This window comes from Pseudomonas syringae, assembly GCF_023278085.1.
Lineage (GTDB): Bacteria > Pseudomonadota > Gammaproteobacteria > Pseudomonadales > Pseudomonadaceae > Aquipseudomonas > Aquipseudomonas syringae_Q.
This window is the reverse complement of record NZ_CP066265.1, coordinates 712,501-738,894: the sequence shown is the minus strand read 5'-3', so window position 1 is coordinate 738,894 and position 26,394 is coordinate 712,501. Positions and strand designations below refer to the sequence as shown.

The following is a 26,394-nucleotide window of genomic DNA, read 5'->3' as shown; positions in this document are numbered from 1 at the left end:
CGCTCTGCGTCCGATCTTGAATGCATGGTGGCGCAGATCTGTGACGCAGAGCGTCACCCAAGGCATGCCCACGCTGGAGCGTAGGGAACGATAATTTCAACTATCGTGCGACGCTCCGCGTTGGCATGCCGTTCTGGACGCTCTGCGTCCGATCTTGAATGCAGAGCAAGAGGTGCGGCCTCAAAACCTTACAGTAGTGCTCGCCCAGAGTGTCCGGCCATAATTGACGGTGCCGTAGGTCTCGTCATCCAGCCGCTTGTCTGCCACGTTATACAGCGCGGCGTTGAGCGAGATGTCTTTGCTCAGTTCATAAGAGCCGCCGAAGTCGGCCGTGGTGTAGCCCGGCGCGGCCTCGTCGGTGAGTGTGTTGCCGTACTCCTTGCCATAATAATTGGTTGAGGCCCATAGCTGAGTACGGTCGTTGAGTGCCCACTCGACACGCACATTGGCTTTCTGCTCGGGCGTAAGTGCCAACGGGGCACCGGCGTTGGCGCCGCTTTTCTGCTCGGAATCGGTGTAGGTGTAATTGCCCTTGATCGCAACCGCAGGCGTGATCTCCCAGCGACCGTTCAGCTCGACGCCCTTGATGACGGCCTTGTCGACATTGACCCGGTCCATGACGATGAAACCGTTCCACACCTCGGTGGTGGTCACGGTGGAGAGCTTGTCCTGGAAGTCGTTGTAGAACACCGTCGCGCCCGCCGACAGGTCATTGCGATTGGACCACAGCGCCGACAGCTCGTAGTTGGTGCTGGTTTCCGGCTTGAGGTCCGGGTTGCCGAACATCACGAACCGGTTGCGACGCAGGTACGAATACCCCGGCACCACGGCCCGTACTTCGGGAGCCTTGAAACCTCGTGCCACACCACCCTTGATGGTCCAGTCATCGGTGGCGCGCCACACGCCATAAACCCTTGGGCTGAAATGCACGCCGTACTGTTCGTGGTGGTCCATGCGCAGGCCGGTGGTCAGCGCAAAGGTATCGGTCACCGACCATTCGTTTTCTGCGAACAGCGCCTTCTGCACCACCGAAAACTCGTAGTCCTTGCGGTCGCCCAGCCCCTGATTCCAGTCGGTCACGGTGGTGTCGTTCCACTGCAGGCCGGTGGTGGTGATATTGCGTTCGGTGGGCATCACCAGCTTGGCGTCGAGCACCCTGTTTTCAACTTCAGGCTTGCGCCCCAATACGTCCGTCTGAGACGCGCTGGCTTCGCCTTCGCGGCTGGATTTTTCATACGCCAGCGACACGTCCGAAGTCGCCCAGCCCCAGCGGCCCTGATGCGAAATCGACCAGTGATCGCGGTTGTTTTCCTGCTCACGGGTGGCCCAGTTGGCGCTCACGCCATCGCCGTTCTTGAGGCGCGTGGCCCCGGCCTCCAGAAGAATGTCGTGGTCGATGGTCGGCGTGAATGACAGACGTGCCGTCAAGTCGCGATGATCAGCCTTGCTGAAACCGTTGGTTGTTTCGACGTCGTCGTCGGCCTGACGATCCAGATAGCGTCCCCAGACCTGCAGCCCCAACACATCTTCCTTGATCGGGCCACTGAGGAAGAACTGGGTCTGACGCGCGTTGCCCTGATCGCTGTGCTGGCGCGCCGAGTAATCGTAAGTGACCGAGCCACCCCACTCTGACGTGACCTTGCGCGTGATGATGTTGATCACCCCGCCAATCGCATCCGAACCGTACAACGATGACATGGGCCCACGAACCACTTCGATACGTTCGATGGCCTCGGCGGGCGGAATGAAGCTCTGTTCATAACCACTGTTGCCGTTGACCCGCGATTCACGGGCGCTCTGACGTTTGCCGTCGACCAGAATCAGCGTGTAATCGGCGGGCATGCCACGAATGGAGATGTCGGTTTCGTTGGCCCCGCCATTGACGGTCACGCCCTCGACGTCACGCAACGCATCGGTCAGGTCGCGAAAGGATTTCTTGCGCAACTCGTCGCCGGTAATCACCGTCATCGAAGCGGGTGCATCCTCCAGGTTCTGCTCGAAACCGGAAGCCGTGACCACAACATCGTCAAGCGACAGCACATTGGCAGGCTCGATCGCGAGCTCGGCAGCATGAGCGTGGCCGGCTGCCAGGCAGGCCAGCGCGAGTTTGACCATCACAGCCGCAGGCCGCAAACGAAGAGGAGAATGCATGGAGCTTCCTTACGATTCACAAGTAAAAGAGAATCGTATGCATCTGCATTCAGGAAGGTTGGACAAAGTGTGACAACTTTCGGGACAGTTCTGTCGTCCCGAGGTCATTGCCATCAACGCGCTGTTTTTCGGTACCCCTCGATAATCGCCGAAAAGTCCTTGCCGCCATCGCCGCGCAGGCTCATCGCCTGATACAACTGCTGGGCCACTGCGCCAAGTATTACCGGTTGATGCGCCGAACGCGCCGCTTCGGTTGCCAGCCCCAGGTCCTTGAGCATCAGCTCGGCACCAAAGCCGCCACTGTAACCCCGCGATGCCGGCGCGGTTTCGACAATGCCGGGCCAGGGGTTGTACGCCTCGGAACTCCAGCAACGGCCCGTCGAGGTGTTGATGATGCTGGCCAGCACCTCGGTGTCGATACCCAGCGCATTACCCAGCGCCATTGATTCAGACACGCCGATCATGGAAATCGCCAGCAGCATGTTGTTGCAGATTTTGGCGATCTGCCCGGTGCCTACGTCGCCGCAATGCACGATGTTGCGGCCCATCTGCTCCAGCACCGGTTTGAGCACGGCAAAGTGCTGCGCCGAACCGCCGACCATGAACGTCAACGTCCCGGCCTGCGCACCACCGGTCCCGCCCGACACCGGCGCGTCGCCCAATACGACATGTTGTTGCGCGGCAATGGCGGCAATGTCGCGGATGGTCTGTGGATCGATGGTGCTGCAATCGACGGCCGGAACACCGGACGCGATGCCGTTCAACACACCGTCGTCATTCAGGTACACGCTGCGTACATGCGCGGCGGCGGGCAACATGGTGATGACCAGCTCACTGCCTTCGGCAGCTTGCCTGGGCGAATCGCTGGTCTGTGCGCCCAGCTCGGCAAATTCGCTCAGTACGTTCTTGTTCAGATCGAACAATTGCAAGTGATGCCCGGCTTTGATGAGGTTGCGGGCCATGGGCGCACCCATGTTGCCCAGACCGATAAATGCGATGTTCATTGTTGTTCTCCCTGGTATGGCCCTAGCCGTTATAAGCAAGCCCGACTGATTCACGCTAAGTGGAGCAGACACCTCTCGTTCCGCACGCTCCAGCGTGGGAGCGCCTTTCGTGACGCTCCGCGTCACACATCTGCACTGCGCCGCGCGCTCAGATCAGACGCAGAGTGTCCAAAAATGCATGTCAACGCAGAGCGGTGTCACGAGGGTCAGCTAGACGTGTTTAGAACGATCAACGCAGATTGATCGTGGTATTCACGCCGTCATTCACGCTGTCGTCGTCAAACCAGCGGCTGGTGACGGTCTTGGTCTGAGTGTAGAACTGCACGACCTGTTTGCCATACGGCCCCAGATCACCCAGCTTGGAACCCCGCGAGCCGGTGAAACTGAAAAACGGCACCGGCACAGGAATCGGAATATTGATGCCTACCTGACCGACATCGATCTCGTTTTGAAACTTGCGCGCCGCGGCACCGCTTTGTGTAAACAGGCCGGTGCCGTTGCCGAACGGGTTGGCATTGACCAGCGCAATGGCCTCGTCAAGGGTGTCGACCTCCAGCACAACCAGCACCGGGCCGAAGATTTCCTGGGTGTAGATCTGCATGTCGGTGGTGACACCCGAGAACAGGGTCGGCCCTACAAAATTGCCGCCTTCATAACCCGGCACCGACACTTCCCGACCATCCAGCTCAAGGGTCGCGCCTTCACGCACACCGCTTTCGATCAGATCGAGAATGCGCTGCTTCGCCCGCCGGGAAATCACCGGCCCGACATCGGTGCCTAGCTCGTGACCCGCATTGACCTTGAGATTCTGCGCCAGCGTTTTGAGGTCCGGCAGCCACTGTTTCGACGCGCCGACCAGCACCACCACCGAGGTCGCCATACAGCGCTGCCCCGCCGCACCAAAGCCCGCACCGACCAGCGCATTCAGCGTCTGCTCACGGTTGGCATCGGGCAGTACTACCGCATGATTCTTCGCGCCCATCATCGCCTGCACGCGCTTGCCATGCCGACCGGCCAGCTCATAAACATGCGTGCCCACAGCGGTCGAACCGACAAAGGAAACAGCTTTGATGTCCTTGTGCGTGCAGATCGCATCCACCACCTCTTTGCCGCCGTGCACCACATTGAGCACACCAGCAGGCACGCCCGCCTCGATCGCCAGCTCGACCAGTAGCAGGGTCGACAGCGGGTCCTGTTCGGAAGGCTTGAGGACGAACGTATTGCCGCAGGCAATCGCCATCGGAAACATCCACAGCGGAATCATCGCCGGGAAGTTGAACGGAGTGATTCCGGCACACACGCCGATGGGTTGGCGCAAGGTGTAGGTGTCGACGCCACTGGCCACGTTCTCGGCGAACTCGCCCATTTGCAGCGTGCCTATCGAGCAGGCGTGCTCGACCACCTCAAGGCCGCGAAAGATATCGCCCTCGGCATCGGCCAGGGTCTTGCCCTGCTCGGCGCTCAACACCGCCGCAATGCGTTTGGAGTGTTCGCGTATCAGCGCCTGCAACCTGAGCATGATGCGCATGCGGGCACCGATGGGCGTCTCACGCCAGGTGCGATAAGCCCGATGCGCAGCCGCAACGGCAGCGTCTACTTCAGCGGCCGTTGCGAAGGGCACCTGCGCCAGCACTTCCTGGGTCGCCGGGTTGACGATGTCTTGCCATTCGCTGCTTTGCGAGTCGATCCATTGACCATCGATCAGCAGTTTGACGCGGGCTACCGAGGTCGTGGTGATGTCCAGCGAGGCATTCATTTCAGCTGTTCTCCCTTCAGTAAACCACGCCATCCGCAGCGTTTCTCGGTGGATGCTCGTGGTCTCCCGACAGTATTGTTTTTGAGTTGGTCAGGACGCGTGCTTTGGAGTATAGATGTGCAAACTTCTAATAAGAACGCAGATAAAAGCAGGGTCAACATGCAAAAAAACATCACCTCCCTCAGCCTGTTGAACTGGGATGACCTGAAATTTTTCCTCGAAGTGGCACGCACCCGAAAAGTCAGCAGCGCCGCCAAACGCCTGGCCGTCGACTACACCACCGTGTCGCGCCGCATCAACTCGCTGGAAACATCGCTCGGCACATTGCTGTTTGAAAAGTCGCGCAATAACGGCTTCATCATGACCGCCGAAGGTCAGCATTTGCTGGGCTATGCCGAATCCATAGAAAGCACGCTGCACATGGCCTGCGAACAGGTTTCCGGTTCCAGCGTGGCGTTGTCCGGGCATATCCGCATGGGCTGCACCGAGGGTTTTGGCAGCTTCTTCATCACCCCGCAGTTGAGCCACTTCCTCGACAGTTACCCGAGCATCTCGGTGGATATCCTGCCGCTGCCGCACTTCATCAGCCTGTCCAAGCGCGAAGCCGACATCGTCATCGCCCTGGAACGCCCGGAACATGGCCCCTACGTGTGCTGCAAACTCTGCGACTACAGCCTGCGCCTGTACGCAACCCGGGAATATCTGGACAACCATCCACCGATCCAGCGTAAGGCCGACCTGACCGAACATGTCTTCATCAGCTACGTCGACGACCTGGCGTTCAGCTCCGAGCTGCTGTACCTGAGCAACCTGCTGCCCAACGCCCACGCGCAACTGCGCAGCACCAGCGTCATCGCCCAATACACCGCCGCCCTGCAAGGCCGCGCACTGGCGATCCTGCCGTGCTTCCTAGCCGCTCAGGACCCAAGGTTGCTGCCGGTGCTAGGGGATGACGTGAACATTACGCGTCAGTTCTGGATGTACTGCCGAGAGGACTTGAGGAAGTTGAAGCGGATCACGTTGTTGTGGGATTACATTCGGGAGGTGACGGAGTTGAATAAGGGTTTTTTGTTGGGGGAAGTGGCGGCGGCACGGTTCGTCGGGTGATGCGCAAAAGGTTGCCCAATCAAGTTCGCATTACAGCCCGCTTTCAGGCCTGAGGGCCCGGCTTACCGGCCTGTCGGGATACCGCGCAAGGTAGCGTTGAAGGCGCGCAATATCCTGCGCAGATTTTCCCTGTTTTTTGCTGATTTTTTGCCAGTCGATTCTTAAGCAACTGATCTGTATAGAAAAAATCCTGATGGCACCGTTCTTGTAATGAGTTCCGCAGTTTAACGGGCGCGATTGCCCATTACTGCGGAGATACCTGGATGTTCGCTTCTGCCAACCCGCCACGCTTCAGTTTGCGCATCGACAGCCCCGATGGCATTGATCATGGCTTCGAGGTCCTGGCCTTCACCGGCCACGAAGCCATCAGCCAGCCCTTCTGCTTCACACAGCAGCTGGTCTGCGAACGTGCATCGCTGGATCTGGAAAGCCTGCTCGGGCAACCGGCGTTCTTGCAATTTGCGCCTGATGGCGGCGGCATCCACGGGTTGATTGATCGCATCGCAGAAGGCGATTCCGGCACGCGACTGACGCATTACACGATCACGTTGCGACCGCATCTGGCCCGACTGGGCCATCGCACCAATCAACGCATTTTCCAGCACAAAACGGTGCCGCAGATCATCGCGCAGGTGCTGGAAGATCACCGTCTGACGGAAAACGCCTACCGCTTCCAACTCGGCGCACCTTACCCGGAGCGTGAGTACTGTGTGCAGTACGGCGAGTCGGATCTGCACTTCATCCAGCGACTGTGCGAAGAAGAAGGCCTGCATTACCACTTTGAACACAGCCCGACAGCGCATCAGCTAGTGTTTGGCGATGACCAGACGGTATTCCCGGAACTGAAGAAACCGGTGGTCTACAAGCAGGACACCGGGATGGCGGCCGACGATCCAGTGATCAGGCATTTCCAGTTGCGCCTGGAAACCCGCTCCAGTCGCGCTACCCGGCGTGATTACCATTTTGAAAAACCACGCCTGACAATGGAAGGCGCGGCACAGGATGAGGACTATCCAGACCTTGAGCACTACGATTATCCCGGCGGTTTCACCCACCGTGATCGGGGTGCCCATCTGGCCAAACGCGCGCTTGAACGGCACCGTCACGATTACCGGCTCGGAGAAGGGCTAAGTGATCAGCCGCTACTGGTCAGCGGTCATTTTCTACAGTTGAGCGAACACCCCAACCAAGGCTGGAACGACCTCTGGCTACTGACCGAAGTCCGCCATGAGGGCCGTCAGCCGCAGGTGCTGGAAGAGTCCGCGCCGCCCGGCAAGGGCGATGGCGACGTTCACCAGGGCTATCGCAATACGTTTCTGGTCACGCCAGGGAACGCGCCGTACCGCCCTTCCCTGCGTCACCCCAAACAGAGGATCTTCGGCAGCCAGACTGCCGTGGTCACCGGCCCGAAAGATCAGGAAATTCACTGCGACAAGCACGGCCGGGTCAAGGTGCAGTTTCACTGGGATCGCGAAGGCCAGGGCGATGACGGCAGCAGTTGCTGGCTGCGGGTTGCTTCCAGTTGGGCCGGCCATCGTTACGGTGGCATGGTCATCCCGCGAGTCGGCATGGAAGTGCTGGTGAGCTTTCTTGAGGGCGACCCCGATCGGCCGCTGATCAGCGGCTGCCTGTACCACACCGAACACGTGCCGCCCTACGATTTGCCTGCGCATCAGACGCGCAGTGTATTCAAGACCTTGAGCAGCCCCGGCGGCGAGGGCTCGAACGAACTGCGCATCGAGGACCGGGCCGGTCAGGAGCAGATCTACGTTCATGCCCAGCGCGACTGGGAGCAACACATCAGGCATGACCAGACAATCAACGTCGGCCATGAGCGCTATGACCGGGTTGCAGCCAATAGCTACAGCGAGTTCAAGGCAGAGGAGCATCGGACCGTTGATGGCGACCGGCTGACTGAAGTCAAAATGAACGATCACCTGACGGTCGGCGCAACGCAGCACATCAAAGCGGGCGATGGATTGCTGGCGGAGGCCGGGCAGGAAGTTCACCTCAAGGCTGGCGACACCGTGGTGCTCGAGGCGGGTCTGGAAATCACCTTCTCCGCAGGCGGCTCCTTCATCAAAATCGACGCCAGCGGCGTGACCGTGAACGGGCCGCAAATAAAGCTCAACTCAGGGGGCAAGCCGACCGTCGGGACACCCGTGATACCGCTGCTGCCTGGGCTCCTGAAGCTGCTCGACGACACCAGCCCGGGGCAATTGCTGATGCAACGGCTGAGCGGGCCTGGCCCCATCGTCGAACTCTGCCAAAAACCGAAGGGGGGTACGCCTGCGGACTGCCCGCTTGCCGATTGTGGCTGTCGAAAAGCATTGCAGCCGGGAGGCGAGCAATGAGCATCTATCTGTTGCTGGAACGCACTGACTCGCTACTGGAAAGGCTTTACCAGACGCTGCCAGACCCTGCGCCAACGCTGCTGTTCGACAAGACCGAACTGGCCGCTTACCGGGAGAAAAGCCCCATATTGCTGGATGCGTCCGGCCAGAATTCACTACTGGACATCGTTCGTGAAACGCCCGAAGGCTGGCCCGGCCTGATCGTCGAAAGTGCTTCACCGGCCGAGGTCGTGCTCGCTCATCTCAGGCACATTTTGGTTGTCCGGTTCGAGGGGATACGCCGAGGCGTTTTACGCTATTCACACCCAGTGACTGCCAGCTATTTCTTTACCGCTGAAACACCGCAATCCAGCGCCCAGTGGCTGGGGCCCATTTCTCGACTTTGTTGGCATGGCGGAACCTGGGCGGACCTCGCTCAAGGCAACCAGCGCTGGATCAGCATCGATAATCCGCACGCCTCTCGCTGGGCACCGCCGCAGCCTTCGATGGCTTTGGCTTTGAGCCCGCGTCAAGAACAAGCACTGCGTCGCCAGAACAAGGAATTTCCACAATGACCGCCAGCCGCTTGAGCGCAGGACCGTCCTGCGAAACGGGGAAGCTGATCGCCCAGATCGTGGGCAAGGATCATCCGGACCAGCAACAGCTTCTGTTGGTCAGCGCCAAAGGTGATCAGGTTTATCCGTCACAACCGGAAAAGCTGGACCACACGCTTTACAGCAGCGTCCTGGAGGTCTGGGATCACATCGACGGCGCGCACCTGCATCTGCAGATCGCGACTATCGAAGGCGAGCCGATTCGCCTGCCCCTGCTCAGCAATCCGCAAGTAACGCCGCGTCAGGCCGATGCGCAGTTCAACCAGATCGTGCCGGTACTGCCATTCGTGCCACTGCCTGGTTCAAAGACCGTGTACGACCTGGGCACGCCCGTTTTGGCTCGCGCGGGTTACGTGTACGTGTTTTATCAAGAGAGGCTGTGGCGTGAACTGGAGATTCAAGTCAGCGAAACCGGCAGCACTTACCACGACATAGACGTCGCCCGTTATCGTCAGCAAGACGGTTTCCTGGCCGGCGAGCGCAAAGCAACCGGCGCAGCACTCGAAGACATCTGGCTGCCGGCAATCTGCAACAACCGACGTGTGCAGGATCTGCAACTGTGCTTCTCGGAAATACAGCTCAGCGCGCCGCGTCTTGAGCGCCTGGAGAACGATGCGGCTCTGAGAGCACAGCGCTGCAAAAGCCCTGACCTGAGCTGCTCGAAAGAGCGCTTCACAGACCTCTACAAAGGCAGGCCCGATGGCGCGGCGATGCTTAAGGCGTTTTCCGAATTTGATGCACAGGATTATACGGCCCAGGCTGTCCTCGCTCAGGTCAAAGCCACTCGCCTGAATCTGGAGCAAGGCGCCTTCCCGGTCAGCCTGGCGGCCCCGCAGCGCGCTCGACAGCCCGGTTACGAACGGTTGCTGGATCATCCGGCGCGCTATCTGTGTGATCTGTCGGGGCAGTTTCCAGTCGAGTCTTTCAGAGAAGCCAAAGCCTTTCTGGCACAGGCTGCGAGAGGCACGACCGTTCAGGGCATCAAGCATCTGGAACCGACGGCAATGGCCGATGCGCTGCTGGCCAGCTTACCGGTTGAAACAGATGGTGAAACCAACGATACGTATACGCTCTGGGAAGCCCAGACAAATTCAGTAGATGTACTGAGCAACGCGCGGCAGCGTCAGGTCTGCGGCGTGCTGCTGGACGATGCGTGTTTTAGGCTGCGTCATTTGCGACAACGCGTCGACACTTGCCAGCAACTGTTCGGCCTGTGCGCCCGACAGGCCATTCGTCAACCTCATCACGCCAGCGCGCTGCTGGTACAACAATTGGTCGTGCCGCGCAGTATTCGCGGCCAGGAAAACCCGCTGCACGCAACAATGGCGAAGCTGCATGAGCCCGGCAGGCAAGCCATCAATCAATGCACCGCCACCATTGAACGCGCCATGGTCTGGCGGCACATGATCGGCGCTCAAGACGCGCTGGTCGACAGCCTGAAGCAAGCCGGCACCGTGCAAATGCTGGCCGACCACCTGAGTCTGAACGGCTTTGAATACGTGGCGGCACTGTACGAGTTGAGCCGGACACTGGCGAGCGTCGCGCTGGTGCCCTCCAATCTCGATCCGCTGGCACCCGGTGGCGACATTGTGGATGCGGTCACCGGTGTTGGTCTTTGGGATCAGGCTGTGAGTCCGGGACAAAAGTTTCTGAACGGTATCGCCAGCGACGAAGCCTCGCCTCTGCACACGATGCTGTGGCCCGAGTGCGACCTGCAAATCGCATGCGCGCCATATGTGACGCCAGTCAAGGGCGATAAAAACCTGGGCGATGGCCGCTTCCGGGCCACCGAACTCGCGGGCTTCGAGAACAGGCCAACGCCCGATCCCGTCGCTCAAGTCACGCTGGACGCCGCCACGCTGGCCAACCTGCTGGAAGGCGACAGCCTGCAGAGCTTCTTTCTCATCAACAACGGCAAAGCCACAACGGCCGCGCTGGTCGGGATCTTCGAAAATCTGCAGAGCGCCGCAGACGGCGCAGCACATGCAGTCGACAAGGCCAGCCAGGCGCTCGCATCAGCCAAAGGCAATGTGCAAAGCGCGAATACCAAAGCCAGGTCCGCCACTGACCGGCTGGCCCACATGCAAGAGCGACTCGGTGCCAACGCACACCAGATCAACATCAACCGCCAGGGCCGCGGCGTGCAACAGCTGCGCAGCATGATGCCCGAGCATTTCGGCGCTGCCTTTCTGATCCCCCGCAATCAGGTTACGCCTCAGCATTACGTATTCGGCCTGGAAGACCTCCCCGGCCGGGAATCATTGCCAAAGACACGGTATGGCGAATACCTGCGCGCCGACGGCAGCCCCTTCGGCGACATCGCCCCGCCGCCCCCGACCCGCCTGCCCACGGGCGACAATTGGGTACTGGTGATACCTCGCGGGCACAAGACTGCGCAGGTGGTCGGTGACATGAACCGAACGCTGAAAAACGCTCGGGAAACGGCAGGTAAGGTGAGTGATGCGGAAGTGGCTCATATCCGGGCGAAAAGCGGGCTGAGTGAAGCAATAGAAGGGCTGGACTCGCAGAAGAACAAGGCGGTTTATAGGGTGCTGGCGTCGACGCCGTTTTGCCTGGCGGTGTTGATGTTGGAGGTTTGGAATGTGAGTTCGGAAATATCTGCGTGGGAGCAGGCGGTTAGGGAGAAAGGCGCAGTTAGAACGGATTTAGGCATATTCGGTGCTGGTCTGGATTTTGCGATAGCGTTGGAAGCCTTGGCAGTCAAGTTAGCAGGTCAACAATCTTCGATTTCCGCAGCTAGAAAAACCTTGTTCAATATTTCGTCGGAAAAGGCAGCGACCTTTTTGGGAAAAACCTTAGCTCAAAAGCTTACCGAAAAGGTTACTGGCCGGCTTGTAGGTCTTTTCTTTTCTGGCTGGTTTTTATCCGCAGCAAATGCCGTTGATGCATGGTATGCCTGGCAATGGAACGATCAAGCGCTGTACGGATATTTATTGATTTCTTTTGGCGGGTTAGCAGGCTCACTAGGAACTTTATTTGGAGCGGCTGCTCCCCTTCTGAAACTTACTATGCTTGGCTGGGCTGCGCTATTGCTGATCGGCGTAGGCGTTGGTTTGGTCTTAATACTTAGCTCAACTCCGCTGGAGTCCTGGCTGGAAAACGGTCCATTCGGCGAAAGCAATTCTATCGATCGATATTTGCAAGACCCATCAGAGGCGTTCTATCGACTGACCAGCCTGCTAGCCGGCATAAGCATCTCCATTGAAAAAAATCCGTATTATCAGCCACATGCCAAATTTGATTCCCATGCTGAGTTACCGCACGCCATACGCAGCGCAGACACAGTAATTCGTCTGCAGAGTCGTTTGCCGGGACTCATAGACAATCTTGAGAACTTCAGTATTCAAGCTGAATGCAGGCAGTGTCGTGTCACTGAAAGAATCAACAATCAGGGTGTTCCCTATCGCGCACATATTGATATCGCTGATAGACCTGAAACACCCAAGGCACAGCGCCTGTACGCTGACGCACTTGAACTATTCTTTATTACGCCTATTAATAATTTTTCACCGACTGGCAGCAGTAGACACTATTACCAATGGGCTGTGAGAGCTCAATTCATCATAACCGACGGTGAAGAAAAATATTACTTCCCCGCTCCGCCGCTTAGGGATCCGACCCAGTACGGACAAGATTGGTCGCGCCCTAACTTCACCAAAATCAATCAGCCTTTCTGGGCCGATGAAGTGACCTATAAGGCCCCCGCCAATGACTAAATCAGAGGCACACCACTATTTTGGACCCGATAGTTTCATACTGGGCCGTACGCCACTCCAGTCAACCCCGCCTGCGCAGTCTTTCCAAGGCAAACGCTTGCCTTGGGGACATACCAAGGCAATAGCACCTGACAGTATTTTTAATGAGCCAACTCCAACTGAAATGCGCCTTGAGGAAAAGCTCAACGAGAGGAAGCGGGAGAAGATAGATGACGACGCGTCTCCTCCCTCGCCGTTTGAAGGAGTAGACCTTCATCAAAAATACGATCACGAGCGTCTGCGCTTTGCACAGCTCCCTATGAATTCGCAAATCTGGATTTACGCGTATCTTGGTGGAAAATGGTCATTTCTAATATTTACGCCATTCCATGTACTTATAGTACTTATGATGTATATCGCCTCGAGAAACTCCTACACAAAAGTTGATTTTTTCGACACACTTATTGGAGGCGGCTACTTTATTTCTCTCCCTCCTCTACTTTGCTGGGTCATAGGCCACATCGTTGTAAATCACTTCCCCAAAATCTGGTTCCGTCCTCCAAAAGGCCCACTCTGGGAGCTCAACCGCAGAACCGGCCTGGTCACGATCTTCGACTACAAACGCCACCGAAAAGAAGGAGTAATCGACGAGTTCATCGCCCCGTTCTACGAGTTCGATGCCTACATGGTTACCACGCGTGATCGCCATGGATCGTACTATGGCCTGCTACTCCAGCATCGCTACGAAGATCAGCGCATCAACTTTCACGCATTGCTCGGTCCCGACGACTTCCAGCAACGCCCCTGCGCGCTCTGGGACTTTCTGCAAAACTACATGGACGTCAGCGGTCCGATTCCGGACATTCCGCTGTTCGAACCGTACCGGCATTTAGACCCGGTTACCGCCAGCTACGACCAGCAAAACGGCCGCAACCCGCGCTACTGGATCGACATGGACAACGGCACGTTCAAAGCCGAGGTCGGCGCGATGTGGCAGCGGGTGTATGCCATCGACACATTTAGCCGCCCCAATCTGATGGCGCGGTATGTGGATTATGGCGTGTGAGGTGTTGTGTAAAGTCTGTAGCGAAGCGTTGCTCGAGGTCGGGTAAAGGCAAAACTCCAACCTCAGTTACGCCTGATATAGCGCAAGGCTGGATATCTGTGACACGGAGCGTCAAGGGACGCGTGCCAACGCGCATTGGCACGATAGTCATCGGTGATCTCGGTTGCGTCGGATGTACCGCATGCACCGGCTTTACTGCCGGTTCCCGGCAGATCGCGAACAAGTTCGCTGCTACGCCCCCGGGAAGAAGCCAGCTTTTCGGGGCCTTCACGATGCAGCCCGATTGGGCACGGGCGTTGGCAGGTTCAAAGCCCCAACATCAACCCACTCAGGCGTTTGACCTTGCGGCGCAGGGCTTCTTCGAAGATGCCCTGGCGGGGTTCGATCAGGCTGAACCAGTGTTTGGCGCGGGTGATGCCGGTGTAGATCAGTTCTTTGGTCAGCACCGGGTTGAGCGCTTCGGGCAGGATGAGGGCGGTGTGGGCGAATTCCGAGCCTTGGGATTTGTGCACGGTCATGGCGTACACGGTTTCCACTTCGTTGAGGCGGCTGGGCAGGACGAAGCGTACTCCGCCAGTGCCGTCGTTACGCGGGAAGGCGACGCGCAGGACTTGTTTGCCGTCGCCGTCACGCTCGGGCAATCGCAGGGTGATGCCGATGTCACCGTTCATCAGGCCGAGGCCGTAATCGTTGTGGGTCATCAGCACCGGGCGGCCTTCGTACCACTGCTGTTCGTTTTCGATCAGGCCAGCGTTGAACAGTGCGTGGGTGATGCGCTGGTTCAGGCCTTGCACGCCCCACGGACCTTTGCGCACAGCGCACAGCAACTGAAATGCGTCGAAAGCGTTCAGCACCGAGCGCGCCCAGAGCGTCCAGCACGCGTCGTCGAGTGCCGAGCCTTGCGCAGGACGTTCGGCGGCCAGCACGTTGAGATAATGCCGATAACCCTGCGGGCCTTGCTCGCCTTTGCCAAGGCCGTCCAGCACCAGTCGTTCGAACTTGAAGTCCTGCTCGCCCTTGAGCGCCAAGGCGAACAGGTCGGCGTGACTGCCAGCCGACAGCAACGCACGTGCCTGCTTGTCCTGCTGCTGATTGACCAGCCGGGCCAGTTGGCCGATGCCGCTGCCTTGGCCGAAGCGGCGTGAGTGACGCAGCATGACCACTTGCTGGGCCAAGGGATGCTGTTGCGCATCACCCGGTTGCAGCGATCCTTTGCTCAGGTCTTCGCCACTGACGGCTTCAAGCCAGGCCTGGGTGTCGGGGCTGTAGAACCCCTCTTCGGCGTCGCGACACAAATCGCCCAGCACTGCGCCCGCTTCAACCGAGGCCAACTGGTCCTTGTCACCCAGTAGAACCATGCGTGCATGGGGCGGCAGCGCGTCGAGCAGATTGGCCATCATTTCCAGGTCGATCATGGATGCTTCGTCGACGACCAGCACGTCCAGTGGCAGCAGATTCCCGGCGTGGTGACGGAAGTGCCGAGTACCGGGACGACTGCCCAGCAGGCGATGCACGGTGGTCACTTCGCTGGGGATTTTCTGTCGCACCTCGGCGCTGACATCCAGGCTCTGTACTTGCTGACTGATGGACTCGGTGAGACGTGCCGCTGCCTTGCCGGTCGGGGCGGCCAGCCTGATGCGTAGCGGCTGGCCGCGCTGCACGGCAGGTGCCTGAAGCAACGCCAGCAAGCGCACAACAGTGGTGGTCTTGCCGGTGCCAGGGCCTCCGGTAATGATGCTGAATGCTCGACGAGTTGCCAGCGCGCAGGCCAGTTTCTGCCAGTCAATGACGGCGTCCGGCGCAGAATCAGCAGGCCCGAACAACGCGTCCAGGCGCTGCGGCAGGTCTTCTGGCGCAGCGTCGGCGTGTGCCAGTCGTTGACGCAGGGCCGTAGCGATACGGCGTTCGTAGGTCCAGTAGCGGCGCAGGTACAGACGCCGCTCCGCCAGCACCAACGGTTTTTGCAGCGCCTCGGCACTGGAATCGCCCACCTCGGCCACCAGCGTGCTGCGGGCCAGGGCCTCGCACCAGGTCGCACCGTCCAGTGCCGCCAGTAATTGCGATGGCAACAGCATGGGTGTGCTTTGCAGATCGCCTTCGGGCGGCAACGACAAGGCGAAGTCCGGTTCTTTCAACGTCTCGTAGAGGTCAAGGCAGACATGACCGTGGCCAAGCTGATGACTGGTAAACGCCGCAGCCACCAGCACCAACGGATCGGACTGCGGATCGAGTTCGCCAAGGAACGCGACGAACGCCCGGTCCAGTGCGCGCAACCAGCCGCGCTCGACCCAGCGTTCGAGGAGCATCAACAGGTCGTCGACCCTGGTCAGCGGACTCAGCTCGGCAAGGCCGGCATCGTCCAGCGCAGAGGGCGACAGGTCGTCAAACGTGCGGCTCATGCCAATGCTCCCGACAGGTCATGCGGTAACGGCTTGCCCTGAAACAGCAAGTCCAGGCTTTCGATCAGTTCGCGAGGCGGGCGCGTGAAATAAGCACCTTGAGAGGCAGAGCGACTGCCACGCAGGAACAGGTAAAGCGCGCCACCCATGTGCTGGTCGTAATCATAATCGGCGAGCCGCGCCTTGAGCTGCCGATGCAACGCCAGCAGGTACAGGACATATTGCAGGTCGTAGCGGTTGTCGAGTATCGAGGCCTCCATCGCCAGCCCGGTGTAAGCATCGTCGTCGGCGCCCAGCCAGTTGGACTTGTAGTCGGCGACGTAGTAACGACCTTCATGCTCGAAGGTCAGGTCGATGAAGCCTTTGAACATGCCGTTGAGCGAGACGGTTTCGGTTGCGGCACGCGGCGCATTGTCGTGAGTGAAGCGACGTACCAAGGCGTCCATTTGCGCCACATTGACGTGGTTGCTGGCGAACCAGAACTCCATCTCTACGCGGTACTGATTAGGTTGACTCAGATCGCCCAGTGCCACCGGTGTGGTCTCTGGCGAAAGGTGCAACGGCATGTTCAGCAGATGATGCAGCCAATCGCGCAGGGTTTCGATCCAGCCAGCCCAGCCGCGTCGGGTGCAGCGACGGGCAACGGCATCCCTGATCAGCTCCGGGTTATGCGCCGTGCGCGCAAAACCGTCGTTGCCCGCCCACTCCAGCAAGCCATGCAGAAAGGTGCCGGGGTTCGGGCCGCGTGGAAAACGGTGGATATCACCGCCGCTGGCCAGCATATCGCGAGACGCTTCAGGGTCGAGACGTTCATCGTCGAACAGCTTCTGGGCCTGCGGGCTGTCCGGCGATTCGTCGGCACCGGCGGTCACCGTGTCGCCGATCCGCAAAGCGCTGTAGGACGCGATCCACCAGTTCTCGGCAGCACGGCGTTTGGGCAACAGTAACTCGACCAGCGAAGCCTCGTTGCGGGGCGCGATAAAGCTGTCAGCGGTGGTCTCCGGGATTGGCTGCAAGGCAATCGCTGCGCAGCCCTCGGCCAGTTCACGTAGCCAGATTTTCAAGGCCGCCGACTCTGGCAACGCTACGCCGCCGCCCAACAAGTAACCCAGCGCCGAGCGGTGCAGCATCGAGCTGTTGGCATTGCCGCGCTTGAGATCGGCGACGCCCAGCCAGCAGGCATGTTCCGAGCGGGTCAGTGCGACGTATAACAGACGCAGGTCCTCGGCCAGACGCTCGTTATCCGACTGCTGGATCAGTTCTTCGGTGGGCTGCAAACTGATCTGCGCCCGGCCCTCGGCATCGTGAAACTGCAGCGGCAGACGACTGCCATCGACCGGTTTGGACGAGCAAATGAACGGCAGGAACACCAGCGGATATTGCAGCCCCTTGGATTTGTGAATGGTCACCACTTTGACCAGTTGCTCATCGCTTTCCAGACGCAGGATCTGCTCCTCTCCCGCCTGACCGGACAGCGCCAGGTGATCGCTCAGGTGGCGAATCAACGCTTGTTCGCCATCCAGTTCCGCAGCGGCCTGTTGCAGCAACTCGGACAAGTGCAGCAGGTTGGTCAGCACGCGCTCGCCGTCGGTACGCGAGATCAGTGTCTGCGGCAGGGCAAAGTCGTGCAGCAGACGACGCAGCATCGGCAGCACGCCCTGAATGCGCCAGATGTCGCGGTACAGGCGGAACTGCATGACGCGCCGCTCCCATGCCAGTTCGTCCTGATTCAGACGCTCAAGTTCGGCCAATGGCAGGTCCAGCGTGATACAGGCCAGCGCTGCCCGTAGCGTGCGCTCGGAGTCCGGTTCGGCGCAGGCCTTGAGCCATGACAACAGGTCGTGGGCTTCCTGAGCAGCGAACACCGAATCCTTGTCCGACAGGTACACGCTGCGCACGCCCCGTGCCGACAGTTGACTGCGCACAGCCTGCGCCTCTTTGCCGTCGCGGACCAGAATCGCGATGTCAGCCGGGCGCAGCCCGCGCAGTGGCTTGTCAGGCGCGACAAAGCCAGCACGGTTTTCCTGGCCAGCGTTGAGCAGGCGCACGATCTCGCTGGCGCAACTGGCGGCCAGTTGCTGTCGATAGGCGACGCCAGACACCGGCTGCTCGCTTTCCAGGTGCCAGACCGTCAACGCCGTCAGTGGGCTGCCATCGAGCTCCAGCGCCTCTTTACGGCCCTGGGCCAGCGCACTGGAGAACGGCACCGGATTGTCGCCGCCTTCGCGGAACAGGAATGCGCCACGCCCTTCCGGGCGCTGCTCTGCGCGCAGGAAGACATGATTGACCGACTCAACCATCGCGTGGCTGGAACGGAAGTTGGTGTCGAGTGTGTGCCATCGACCCTGGGTAGCATGACGGGCGCGCAGGTAGGTGTAGATGTCGGCCCCGCGAAACGCGTAGATCGCCTGCTTTGGGTCGCCGATCAGGAACAGGCCGGTTTGCTCGTCGTTGTCTTCAAGACGATAGATGCTCTCGAAGATGCGGTATTGAACCGGGTCGGTGTCCTGGAATTCATCGATCAGCGCCACCGGAAACTGCTCGCGGATCAGGGTCGCCAGACGCTCGCCGCCAGCACTACGCAAGGCAGCGTCGAGCCTGAGCAGCATGTCGTCGAACCCCATTTCGGCGCGTCGGCGTTTCTCTTCCTCAAAGCGCGTGCTGACCCACTGCGCGGCATGCTGCAATACCGCAGCATCCGGTTTCGGCAGCGCGTCGAGCGCAGCCTTGAGCCCGGCCATCGCCTCGAACGCCGGGTGCGAAGGCGGATCGCTTTTCCAGGCTTCAGCGATACCTTCTGGCGTCAGGCGCGTGAAGCCGGTGCCCAGATCCAGCGTTTCTTCATGCGCGTCGGCGGCCCATGCGGAGAGTTTTTCGAACCACGGTTTGAAGTAACGCTCCTGCATCTTGCGACCATCGACCACCTTGCGTGCGACGGCGTCCTGGCAGATTGCGTACAGCTCGTCTGCCCAAGCAGCCCACGGCGCTTTCAGGGCGACCAATGCAGCTCGACGCTCCTGCAATGATGCTTCAATCAGTTCGGCGGGTTCTCGATTGTCCGTATTGCGTTCGCGGCCAAACAGGCCTCGCACGCGCGGCAACAGCGCCGCCGGACCGCTCCAGTTTTCCCGCACCCAGGTCAACGCGTCGCCACTCATGGGGTAGCAGAATCGCCGCCAGTAATCGCGCAGCACTTCGCCGAGCAAATCGCTGTGATCGGTTTCCAGCGTCTGGGTGAACAGACTGCCACTGTCGAATGCGTGTTCACGCAGCATGCGCTGGCACCAGCTGTGAATCGTCGAAACAGCAGCTTCGTCCATCCACTGCGCGGCGATGTCCAGTCGGCTGGCGCAGGCAGGCCACTGTTCGGCATCGAACTGCTCGCGCAAGTCGGCGATCAGACCATCTGGCGCTGAAATCTCATCACGAAAGAACCGAGCGGCCTCAGCCAGCCGGGTGCGAATCCGGTCGCGCAGTTCCTTGGTTGCGGCATCCGTGAAGGTCACGACCAGGATTTGCGGGGGCAGCAGTTCACGACCAAAACCTGACGGTTCGGCGCCATGGCCAAGCACCAGGCGCAGGTATAGCGCGGAAATGGTGAATGTCTTGCCAGTCCCGGCGCTGGCCTCGATCAACTGGCTGCCGCGTAATGGAAAGCGCAGTGCCAGAGGGAGTGATTGATTACTCATGCACCACCCTCCCCGCCGGACAATGATTGCCAGGGCGCGTCGTAAATCGGTTTGTAGAGCGTCTCGCACCAGCCAGCGAACTCTTCGCTGTCCGTCAGCGCATCGAAATCCGGGAACTGCCGGGCCAGTGCCGTGCTTTCGCGGCGCTCGCCGTCAGTGGTCTGGCCATCGCCTTCGTACGCTTTGCGCGCAGCAGCTTCAGCTTTATCGGCGGGCTGTCCCAGCCAGGCGAACGCGGTTTTGACGGCCACCGGCAGCGGTTGCTGCATGCCGTGCAGCCAGGCCATCAGCAGGTGATTCAAGGTGGTCATGGCAGCGTCTTTTTCCAGCGGCTCCAGCATCAGGCTTTCATCACTGGCGACCAACGCAGTACTCAATGGCAGCCCACAGGCGCAGGCCACCAGATGATTCACCCACGGACGAATCAGCCGGTGCCATTTGCGGGTCTTTTTCGAGCCGATGCTGTTGGGTATCGCCGTCACCAGCAACAGGTCGCCATTGGCATTGCGGTGCAATCCTCCCAGCCAGCCATCAATGCTGACTGCGCCATGGACGAAGCTGATCGGCAAGGCGCTGCTCAGCGTCTCGGGCCAGAGCGCCAACACATCGTGGTAACGCTTCAGCACATCCGGCAGCGGTTCGATCAGCTCGTCCTGCAGGCAAGTGCCAAAACCGGCGAGCGGCAATAAACCGCTGGCCTGCAGTTTCAGCGCTTGCGCGTGGAGGGCGGCGTCAATGTCGTCAGGTGCAGCCATGGCGGCGCTGAGCAGGCTTTCACTGAGCCCGTAACGCTCAAGGGCATCGAGTACGAACGGCTCCTCATCGGCCAGAGGCGCTTCGGCCACTTCGAAATAGATCTTCAGGCGCTGACTGAAAAAGTGCTTCACCGGATTTCTCAGGAAGTCCTGCAATTGCGCGACGGTCAGCGGCTCTTCCTGTACGTGGGGTGGCAGTTCACTCGGGGCAGGCAACGAAGCCTCTGTTTCATGCAGCAAACGCCACTCCCGGGCGAAGCTGAAATAGCCTGTACCTGCATGGAAGTAACTGGCGCTGAACGGTTGTAGCGGATGATGCACAGTCAGGGCTTTGAGCAGGCGCTCGCCTTTGTCCTGCGGGCTGGCAGCATCGGTTTCGCCTGTCAGTTTCCAGCCGCTGGCGAGGTGGTCACGCAACTGGCCGATCAACACCGACGCAGGACGCTCGCTGTTGTCACGAATGCTCCGGCCCACCCAACTGACGTACAGTTGATCCCTGGCTGACAGCAGCGCTTCGAGCAGCAGATAGCGATCATCCTCACGCCGCGAACGATCGCCAGGACGGTAATCGCTGCCCATCAGGTCGAAGTCCAGCGGGGGTTGAGCGCGAGGGTAGTCACCGTCGTTCATGCCCAGCAGGCAGACGACCTTGAACGGGATGGCGCGCATCGGCATCAACGTACAGAAATTCACCGAGCCGGCCAGGAAGCGCTGGGACAATCGCCCCTGATCAAGACCGGCCAGCCAGGCTTCACGAACTACCGTCAGCGGCAGTTCGTCGATCAGTCCGACGGTCGCGCAGGTTTCCAGCCAGTTCTCGCGCAGTGTTTCCAACTGAGCCAGCAAGTAGTCGTCATGCTCGCTTTCGGCCTGAAAGAACAGTTGCAGCAGCGCTTGCAGACGTGCGCCCCACTCTTGCGGCGTGGTGGGTGTAGACAATTGCGAGTGGGCAATCTGAAGGGCGTCGATCAAGGCTATCAGAGGACCGATCAAGGCCGCATCCAGCCCGCCGATTTCGTCGTAGGGTTCAATACCGTCATAGGCCATACCGGCACCCACTGCGTAGCCCAGCAACATGCGGCGCAGGCCGAAATGCCAGCTGTTCTGCTCCAGCGCATCGGGCAATCCCAGACCAGCACGCTGTTGAGCATTGAGCCCCCAACGAATGCCCGCGCCTTCGATCCAGCGGTGCAGCGTCGGCAGGTCGCGCTCCTGAATGCGGAAGCGCGCACGCAATGCCGGAACGTCCAGCAAGTCGAGGATTTCGCTGACCGGAAAACGACTGTCGGGGAGCTTGAGTAAATGCTCGACCGCGATCAGCAGAGGCTCACGGCCGCGTTGCCCCTGGTCAGCCAGGGTGAAAGGAATGAAGCGCCGGTCATCACGGTCGATCTGCCCGAACACTGCGCGAATATGCGGCGCGTAACTGTCGATATCCGGGACCATGACAATCACGTCACGCGGCCGCAGGTCGGGGTCCTTGCTGAACCTGGCCAGGAGCTGGTCGTGCAGCACTTCCACTTCACGCTGGGCACTGTGGGCAATGTGAAAACGCACCGAGCGATCTTCGAGAGGATCGACTGCTGACCATTTTTCCCGCGTTTCATCCAGTGGACGCAATTCGAGGATGTCGTCCTGCAACTGGTTCAGCAGGTTGGCGGGCTCGACTTCACTGAACAGGTCAATGCGCTCGTCCTTGAATGACGAACGATAGCTGCGCGGATCATCATGGCTGTCCAACAGGTTGATGTAGTCACGCCCCTGCTTGCCCCAGGCGGCAAGCAGCGGGTGAGCGTGCTGGTGCAGGGCTTGTGGATCGAGCACCATCGGCATTCCGGTCTTGCGCGCCTGACGCTTGTACTGATGGCGCAACAGGTCTTTGTCGGCGACGATGTCCGCCCAGTGGTGACGGCAGGGGTTATGCACGCAGAGCAGTACCTGGCTGAACTTCGCCAGGCCCGCCAACGCTTCAAGTGCTTGCGCGGGCAGTGATGAAATACCGAATACGATAACGCGTGCCGGCAAGCCCGGAGGGGCTTCGGTCATGTTGCCGATGCGTTCGATAAAGCGCTGATGCACACCCGCCCGGCTCTGCGCCATGCCTTCGGCACCGACATCGTCAAGCAACGCACGCCACAGTTCGGCCTGCCAGCAATTGGCGGCAGTCAGAGGTCTGGCCTGGTTTCGGGCGTCGCGTAATTGATGGCGTCCTTCGGCCCAGTCTTCCAGCCAGTCGGCGCGGTAGACCTGATACTGGTCGAAGAGATCGGACAGGCGCTCGGACAGTTGATAGCGCTTGCGCAGGTCGGTGTCGTCGGTCAGAAAACGCTGCAGTGGTTCGAAGTGCGGCTGGTTGATGAGCGCAGGGAGTAGGCGCATTAGACGCCAGGTCAGAGGACCTTTGTCGAGCAGCGAGGTCTCGGGGATTTCATCACGGCCAAGAACGGTTCGGTACAGCGTCCACATGAAACTGCCGGGCAATTGAACGTCTATGGCTGCGGCGATACCACAGCCACCGGTGTCTTCATCCTGAGCATCTTCGGCAAGTGCCAGCTTGAGCCATTGCGCGATGCCATTGCTCTGCACCAGAGCGATCTCGTTCTCCAGTGGCGACAAGGGGTATCGCCGCATCCAGGATACAACCAGACTGCGCAGTTCATCCGGGCGGTTGCCTTGAACCACCATGAAACCTGCGCTTAGAGAGGTTGTAACGGGCATGCTTGCTTCCTTGACCAGTGCGATTGAAACCTGAGGCCGAACCATAAGGGCAAGCGCGCAGGATTGCCATATGCATGTTGATCCGGATGACTGTCGGGGGGCGGGTGATATGGGCCAGGGCATCCCGTCTTGCTTAGCCAGGCCGATTACCGGCGATGCGGCAACCAGTCGCCCGGCTTAGTAAAGAATGCTCAACCTTTAGAAAAAACAGTCACCACCTGCCAGCGAACGTCTAGCCTTCAGGCGCCATGTCCTCACAGAGATGGATTCCCAAATCGTGACGTCCGGGTGCAAGATGTGGCTTAAGTGTCAACGTTGGAATTTCATAGTCCCCGGCATTCTGGCGACGAAACTGCACAGGCTTGTCATCGAACAGGTTGTCCAGCCGAGCGCCGTATGCCTTGCATAGCTCTTCGAACCGAGCAGCGTCCAATTTGCCGGTTTTATAGATTGGGAAGGGGGGCATAACGGTGAACCCAGGATAGAACAGCACCCCATGCTGGATAGGGAATAGCAGATCATCCAGCGCACCGTTCACCCCTCGACCACTGTAATGGGACTCCCACCCGCCCATGCTGACCACCAACATCGCCCGCTTTCCTGCCATGCTGCCTTCGCCGTAGCGATCGCCCCAGTGGCTTTCGCTGTGTTCGCCGACACCGTAGGCAAATCCGTAGGCGTAGACGCGTTCGACCCAGCCCTTGAGGATCGCAGGCATCGAGAACCACCACAGGGGGAATTGAAAGATCACGGCGTCTGCCCATAACAGTTTGGCTTGCTCCTCCTCGATGTCTGCCGGTTGGGTGCCGGCGGCGAATACACGCTGCGATTCTATTGCTGGGTTGAACGGTTTTTCGTTGTCATAGCCTGGGGCGTCGTTCGCATCAATGGGAGCTTTCCAACCCATATCGTATAAGTCTGAGACCTTGACCTCGTGACCTGCGGTTTTCAGATGAGCGATCGCGAAATCCCTGAGTGAGCCATTGAGCGAACGGGGTTCTGGGTGGGCGTAGATCAGCAGTAGCTTCATGAGGAGGCTCCGAGTGGATGTATTCCTCACCGTAACGACTAACCCGGTATGATAGAAATGAATTTCAGAAACATATGGTATTTACATGCACAATACCTTACGTCGTTTAGACCTTAATTTGTTGGTCACGCTGGATGCGCTGTTGTCTGAGCAAAACGTGACACGGGCGGCGCGATTGCTCAATCTCGCTCAACCGACCGTCAGCCTGCAACTGGGTAGGCTGCGAGAAGTTCTGGACGATCCATTGCTGCTCCCCGGGCCCCGAGGGATGTCACCTACCGAGCGGGCCCGTGAATTACGCGGGCCACTGCGTGAAGCGCTGGTAGCTTTGGAAGGCGCACTGAGCCCTGGTGCCACTTTTGAGCCTGCACTTTCCAATCAGACGTGGAGGGTTGCTGCCAGTGATTACGCAGCGACTGCTTTAGTCTGGCCCTCGCTAGCGCCGCTTAGGCGCCTGGCCCCAAATACCCGCTTGGCACTGTTGAACAAACATCCCCTTAGCCTTGCCAATGATCTGGAAAACGGTCAGCTCGATCTGGCTCTGCACACTCGCGATGAAGCGCCGCCAAAACTGCGTCAGCGGTCTTTGGTTCACGAGCGCTATGTGCTGGCAGGACGGCGCGGTCATCCCGCGTTGGCAACCAGGCTATCGCTCAAGGCGTTCTGCGCTGTTGAACATGCCGTCATGTCACCGAATGGCGCTGGATTCATTGGGAGTACTGACCAGGCACTGGCTGCTAAAGGTCTGGAACGAAGAGTCGTGTTATCAGTGTCTAATTTCAACTCGCTCGTCTCAGCGTTGACACACAGCGATTTGGTTGCGGTATTGCCAGAAAGGCTAGTGCGAGATCAGCCAGCACTTCGCGTCCAAGCGCCTCCACTCGTCATTCCGGGTTTTGAAATGCTCATGTTATGGCCCGAACGATTGCACCGAGATCCCGCCCATATTTGGCTACGCAACCTCATTGCCTCGACGTTGCAAACAGCCTCCGACTCAGAGCCCATTTAAATTCAAGTGCACACCATGTTCGGGCTTCGCGGGGCTGGGTAGCTGAGTTGGCCGGACGGTTACGGGGGTGTATGAGGGGCGAGATAATGCTTTTCAAACGCCATAAAAACAAAAACCCTCAACGCGTAAGCGATGAGGGTTTTTGGAATTTAATCTTGACGATGACCTACTCTCACATGGGGAAACCCCACACTACCATCGGCGATACATCGTTTCACTGCTGAGTTCGGGATGGGATCAGGTGGTTCCAATGTTCTATGGTCGTCAAGAAATTCGGGTACCGAGTCGTGCCTTGCGGCGCGCTTCAGCAAATCGGGTATGTGACAGTCAGTCGTTCAGGTGTTGTTCGTGACGCAAACCTTCGGTTCGTGTCATCTCCACAGTCACCGCAATCTGGCCTTTCGATCAAATTGCTTGGGTGTTATATGGTCAAGCCTCACGGGCAATTAGTATTGGTTAGCTCAACGCCTCACAGCGCTTACACACCCAACCTATCAACGTCGTAGTCTTCGACGGCCCTTCAGGGAACTCAAGGTTCCAGTGAGATCTCATCTTGAGGCAAGTTTCCCGCTTAGATGCTTTCAGCGGTTATCTTTTCCGAACATAGCTACCCGGCAATGCCACTGGCGTGACAACCGGAACACCAGAGGTTCGTCCACTCCGGTCCTCTCGTACTAGGAGCAGCCCCTCTCAAATCTCAAACGTCCACGGCAGATAGGGACCGAACTGTCTCACGACGTTCTAAACCCAGCTCGCGTACCACTTTAAATGGCGAACAGCCATACCCTTGGGACCGGCTTCAGCCCCAGGATGTGATGAGCCGACATCGAGGTGCCAAACACCGCCGTCGATATGAACTCTTGGGCGGTATCAGCCTGTTATCCCCGGAGTACCTTTTATCCGTTGAGCGATGGCCCTTCCATACAGAACCACCGGATCACTAAGACCTACTTTCGTACCTGCTCGACGTGTCTGTCTCGCAGTCAAGCGCGCTTTTGCCTTTATACTCTACGACCGATTTCCGACCGGTCTGAGCGCACCTTCGTA

General features: G+C 59.1%; 13 protein-coding genes and 2 rRNA genes (1 of these 15 only partly in view). 6 read left to right on the top strand and 9 right to left on the bottom strand.

Features of this window, described 5'->3' with window-relative positions:
* Positions 1–180: 180 nt before the first annotated feature.
* The 3 genes from I9H07_RS03455 to I9H07_RS03445 form a co-directional block, all read right to left on the bottom strand.
* Positions 181–2,151, bottom strand: coding sequence for a TonB-dependent receptor domain-containing protein (locus I9H07_RS03455; protein WP_236424369.1), 1,971 nt, complete (start codon positions 2,149–2,151; stop codon positions 181–183).
* A 113-nt stretch (positions 2,152–2,264) separates the two neighbouring features.
* Positions 2,265–3,155 carry a 3-hydroxyisobutyrate dehydrogenase gene (gene mmsB, locus I9H07_RS03450; protein WP_024672022.1) on the bottom strand — a complete coding sequence of 297 codons (891 nt, stop codon included), beginning with the start codon at positions 3,153–3,155 and terminating at the stop codon, positions 2,265–2,267.
* Between the two features lie 229 nt (positions 3,156–3,384).
* A complete protein-coding gene (locus I9H07_RS03445; protein WP_236424367.1) occupies positions 3,385–4,911 on the bottom strand; it encodes a CoA-acylating methylmalonate-semialdehyde dehydrogenase in 1,527 nt (508 codons plus the stop codon).
* A 159-nt stretch (positions 4,912–5,070) separates the two neighbouring features.
* Between I9H07_RS03445 and I9H07_RS03440 the strand changes: the two genes are divergently transcribed.
* From I9H07_RS03440 to I9H07_RS03420, 5 genes are all read left to right on the top strand, one after another.
* Entirely contained in the window at positions 5,071–6,018 is a 948-nt protein-coding gene (locus I9H07_RS03440) for a LysR family transcriptional regulator (RefSeq protein ID WP_236424365.1), read from the top strand.
* 263 nt (positions 6,019–6,281) lie between these two features.
* Positions 6,282–8,372: a type VI secretion system tip protein TssI/VgrG gene (tssI, locus tag I9H07_RS03435; RefSeq protein ID WP_248957192.1), complete on the top strand. Its 2,091-nt coding sequence runs from the start codon at positions 6,282–6,284 to the stop codon at positions 8,370–8,372.
* Positions 8,369–8,926, top strand: a complete 558-nt coding sequence (locus I9H07_RS03430) for a DUF4123 domain-containing protein (RefSeq protein ID WP_236425504.1) — start codon at positions 8,369–8,371, stop codon at positions 8,924–8,926. Before tssI ends, I9H07_RS03430 begins: the two co-directional genes overlap by 4 nt.
* Positions 8,923–12,702, top strand: coding sequence for a toxin VasX (locus tag I9H07_RS03425; RefSeq protein WP_236425503.1), 3,780 nt, complete (start codon positions 8,923–8,925; stop codon positions 12,700–12,702). Before I9H07_RS03430 ends, I9H07_RS03425 begins: the two co-directional genes overlap by 4 nt.
* Positions 12,703–12,865: 163 nt before the next feature.
* Complete coding sequence (locus I9H07_RS03420) at positions 12,866–13,747, top strand: hypothetical protein (RefSeq protein ID WP_236425505.1); 882 nt, start codon at positions 12,866–12,868, stop codon at positions 13,745–13,747.
* 305 nt (positions 13,748–14,052) lie between these two features.
* On the opposite strand, the gene recD is transcribed toward I9H07_RS03420, so the two are convergent.
* The 4 genes from recD to I9H07_RS03400 form a co-directional block, all read right to left on the bottom strand.
* A complete protein-coding gene (gene recD / locus I9H07_RS03415) occupies positions 14,053–16,146 on the bottom strand; it encodes an exodeoxyribonuclease V subunit alpha (RefSeq protein WP_236425502.1) in 2,094 nt (697 codons plus the stop codon).
* Positions 16,143–19,835, bottom strand: coding sequence for an exodeoxyribonuclease V subunit beta (recB, locus tag I9H07_RS03410; protein ID WP_236425501.1), 3,693 nt, complete (start codon positions 19,833–19,835; stop codon positions 16,143–16,145). The genes recD and recB overlap by 4 nt, the downstream gene beginning before the upstream one ends.
* Positions 19,832–23,308, bottom strand: a complete 3,477-nt coding sequence (gene recC, locus I9H07_RS03405) for an exodeoxyribonuclease V subunit gamma (protein WP_236425500.1) — start codon at positions 23,306–23,308, stop codon at positions 19,832–19,834. Before recC ends, recB begins: the two co-directional genes overlap by 4 nt.
* Positions 23,309–23,540: 232 nt before the next feature.
* Entirely contained in the window at positions 23,541–24,338 is a 798-nt protein-coding gene (locus I9H07_RS03400) for an NAD(P)H-dependent oxidoreductase (RefSeq protein WP_058825137.1), read from the bottom strand.
* 85 nt (positions 24,339–24,423) lie between these two features.
* On the opposite strand from I9H07_RS03400, the gene I9H07_RS03395 reads away from it, so the two are divergent.
* On the top strand, positions 24,424–25,347 hold the full coding sequence (locus I9H07_RS03395) for a LysR family transcriptional regulator (RefSeq protein WP_236425499.1): 924 nt from the start codon (positions 24,424–24,426) through the stop codon (positions 25,345–25,347).
* Positions 25,348–25,500: 153 nt separating this feature from the next.
* Here I9H07_RS03395 and rrf read toward each other — a convergent pair.
* Positions 25,501–25,616: ribosomal RNA gene (rrf, locus tag I9H07_RS03390) — 5S ribosomal RNA — on the bottom strand.
* Between the two features lie 156 nt (positions 25,617–25,772).
* Positions 25,773–26,394, bottom strand: a 23S ribosomal RNA gene (locus I9H07_RS03385); it runs 2,272 nt beyond the window's last position.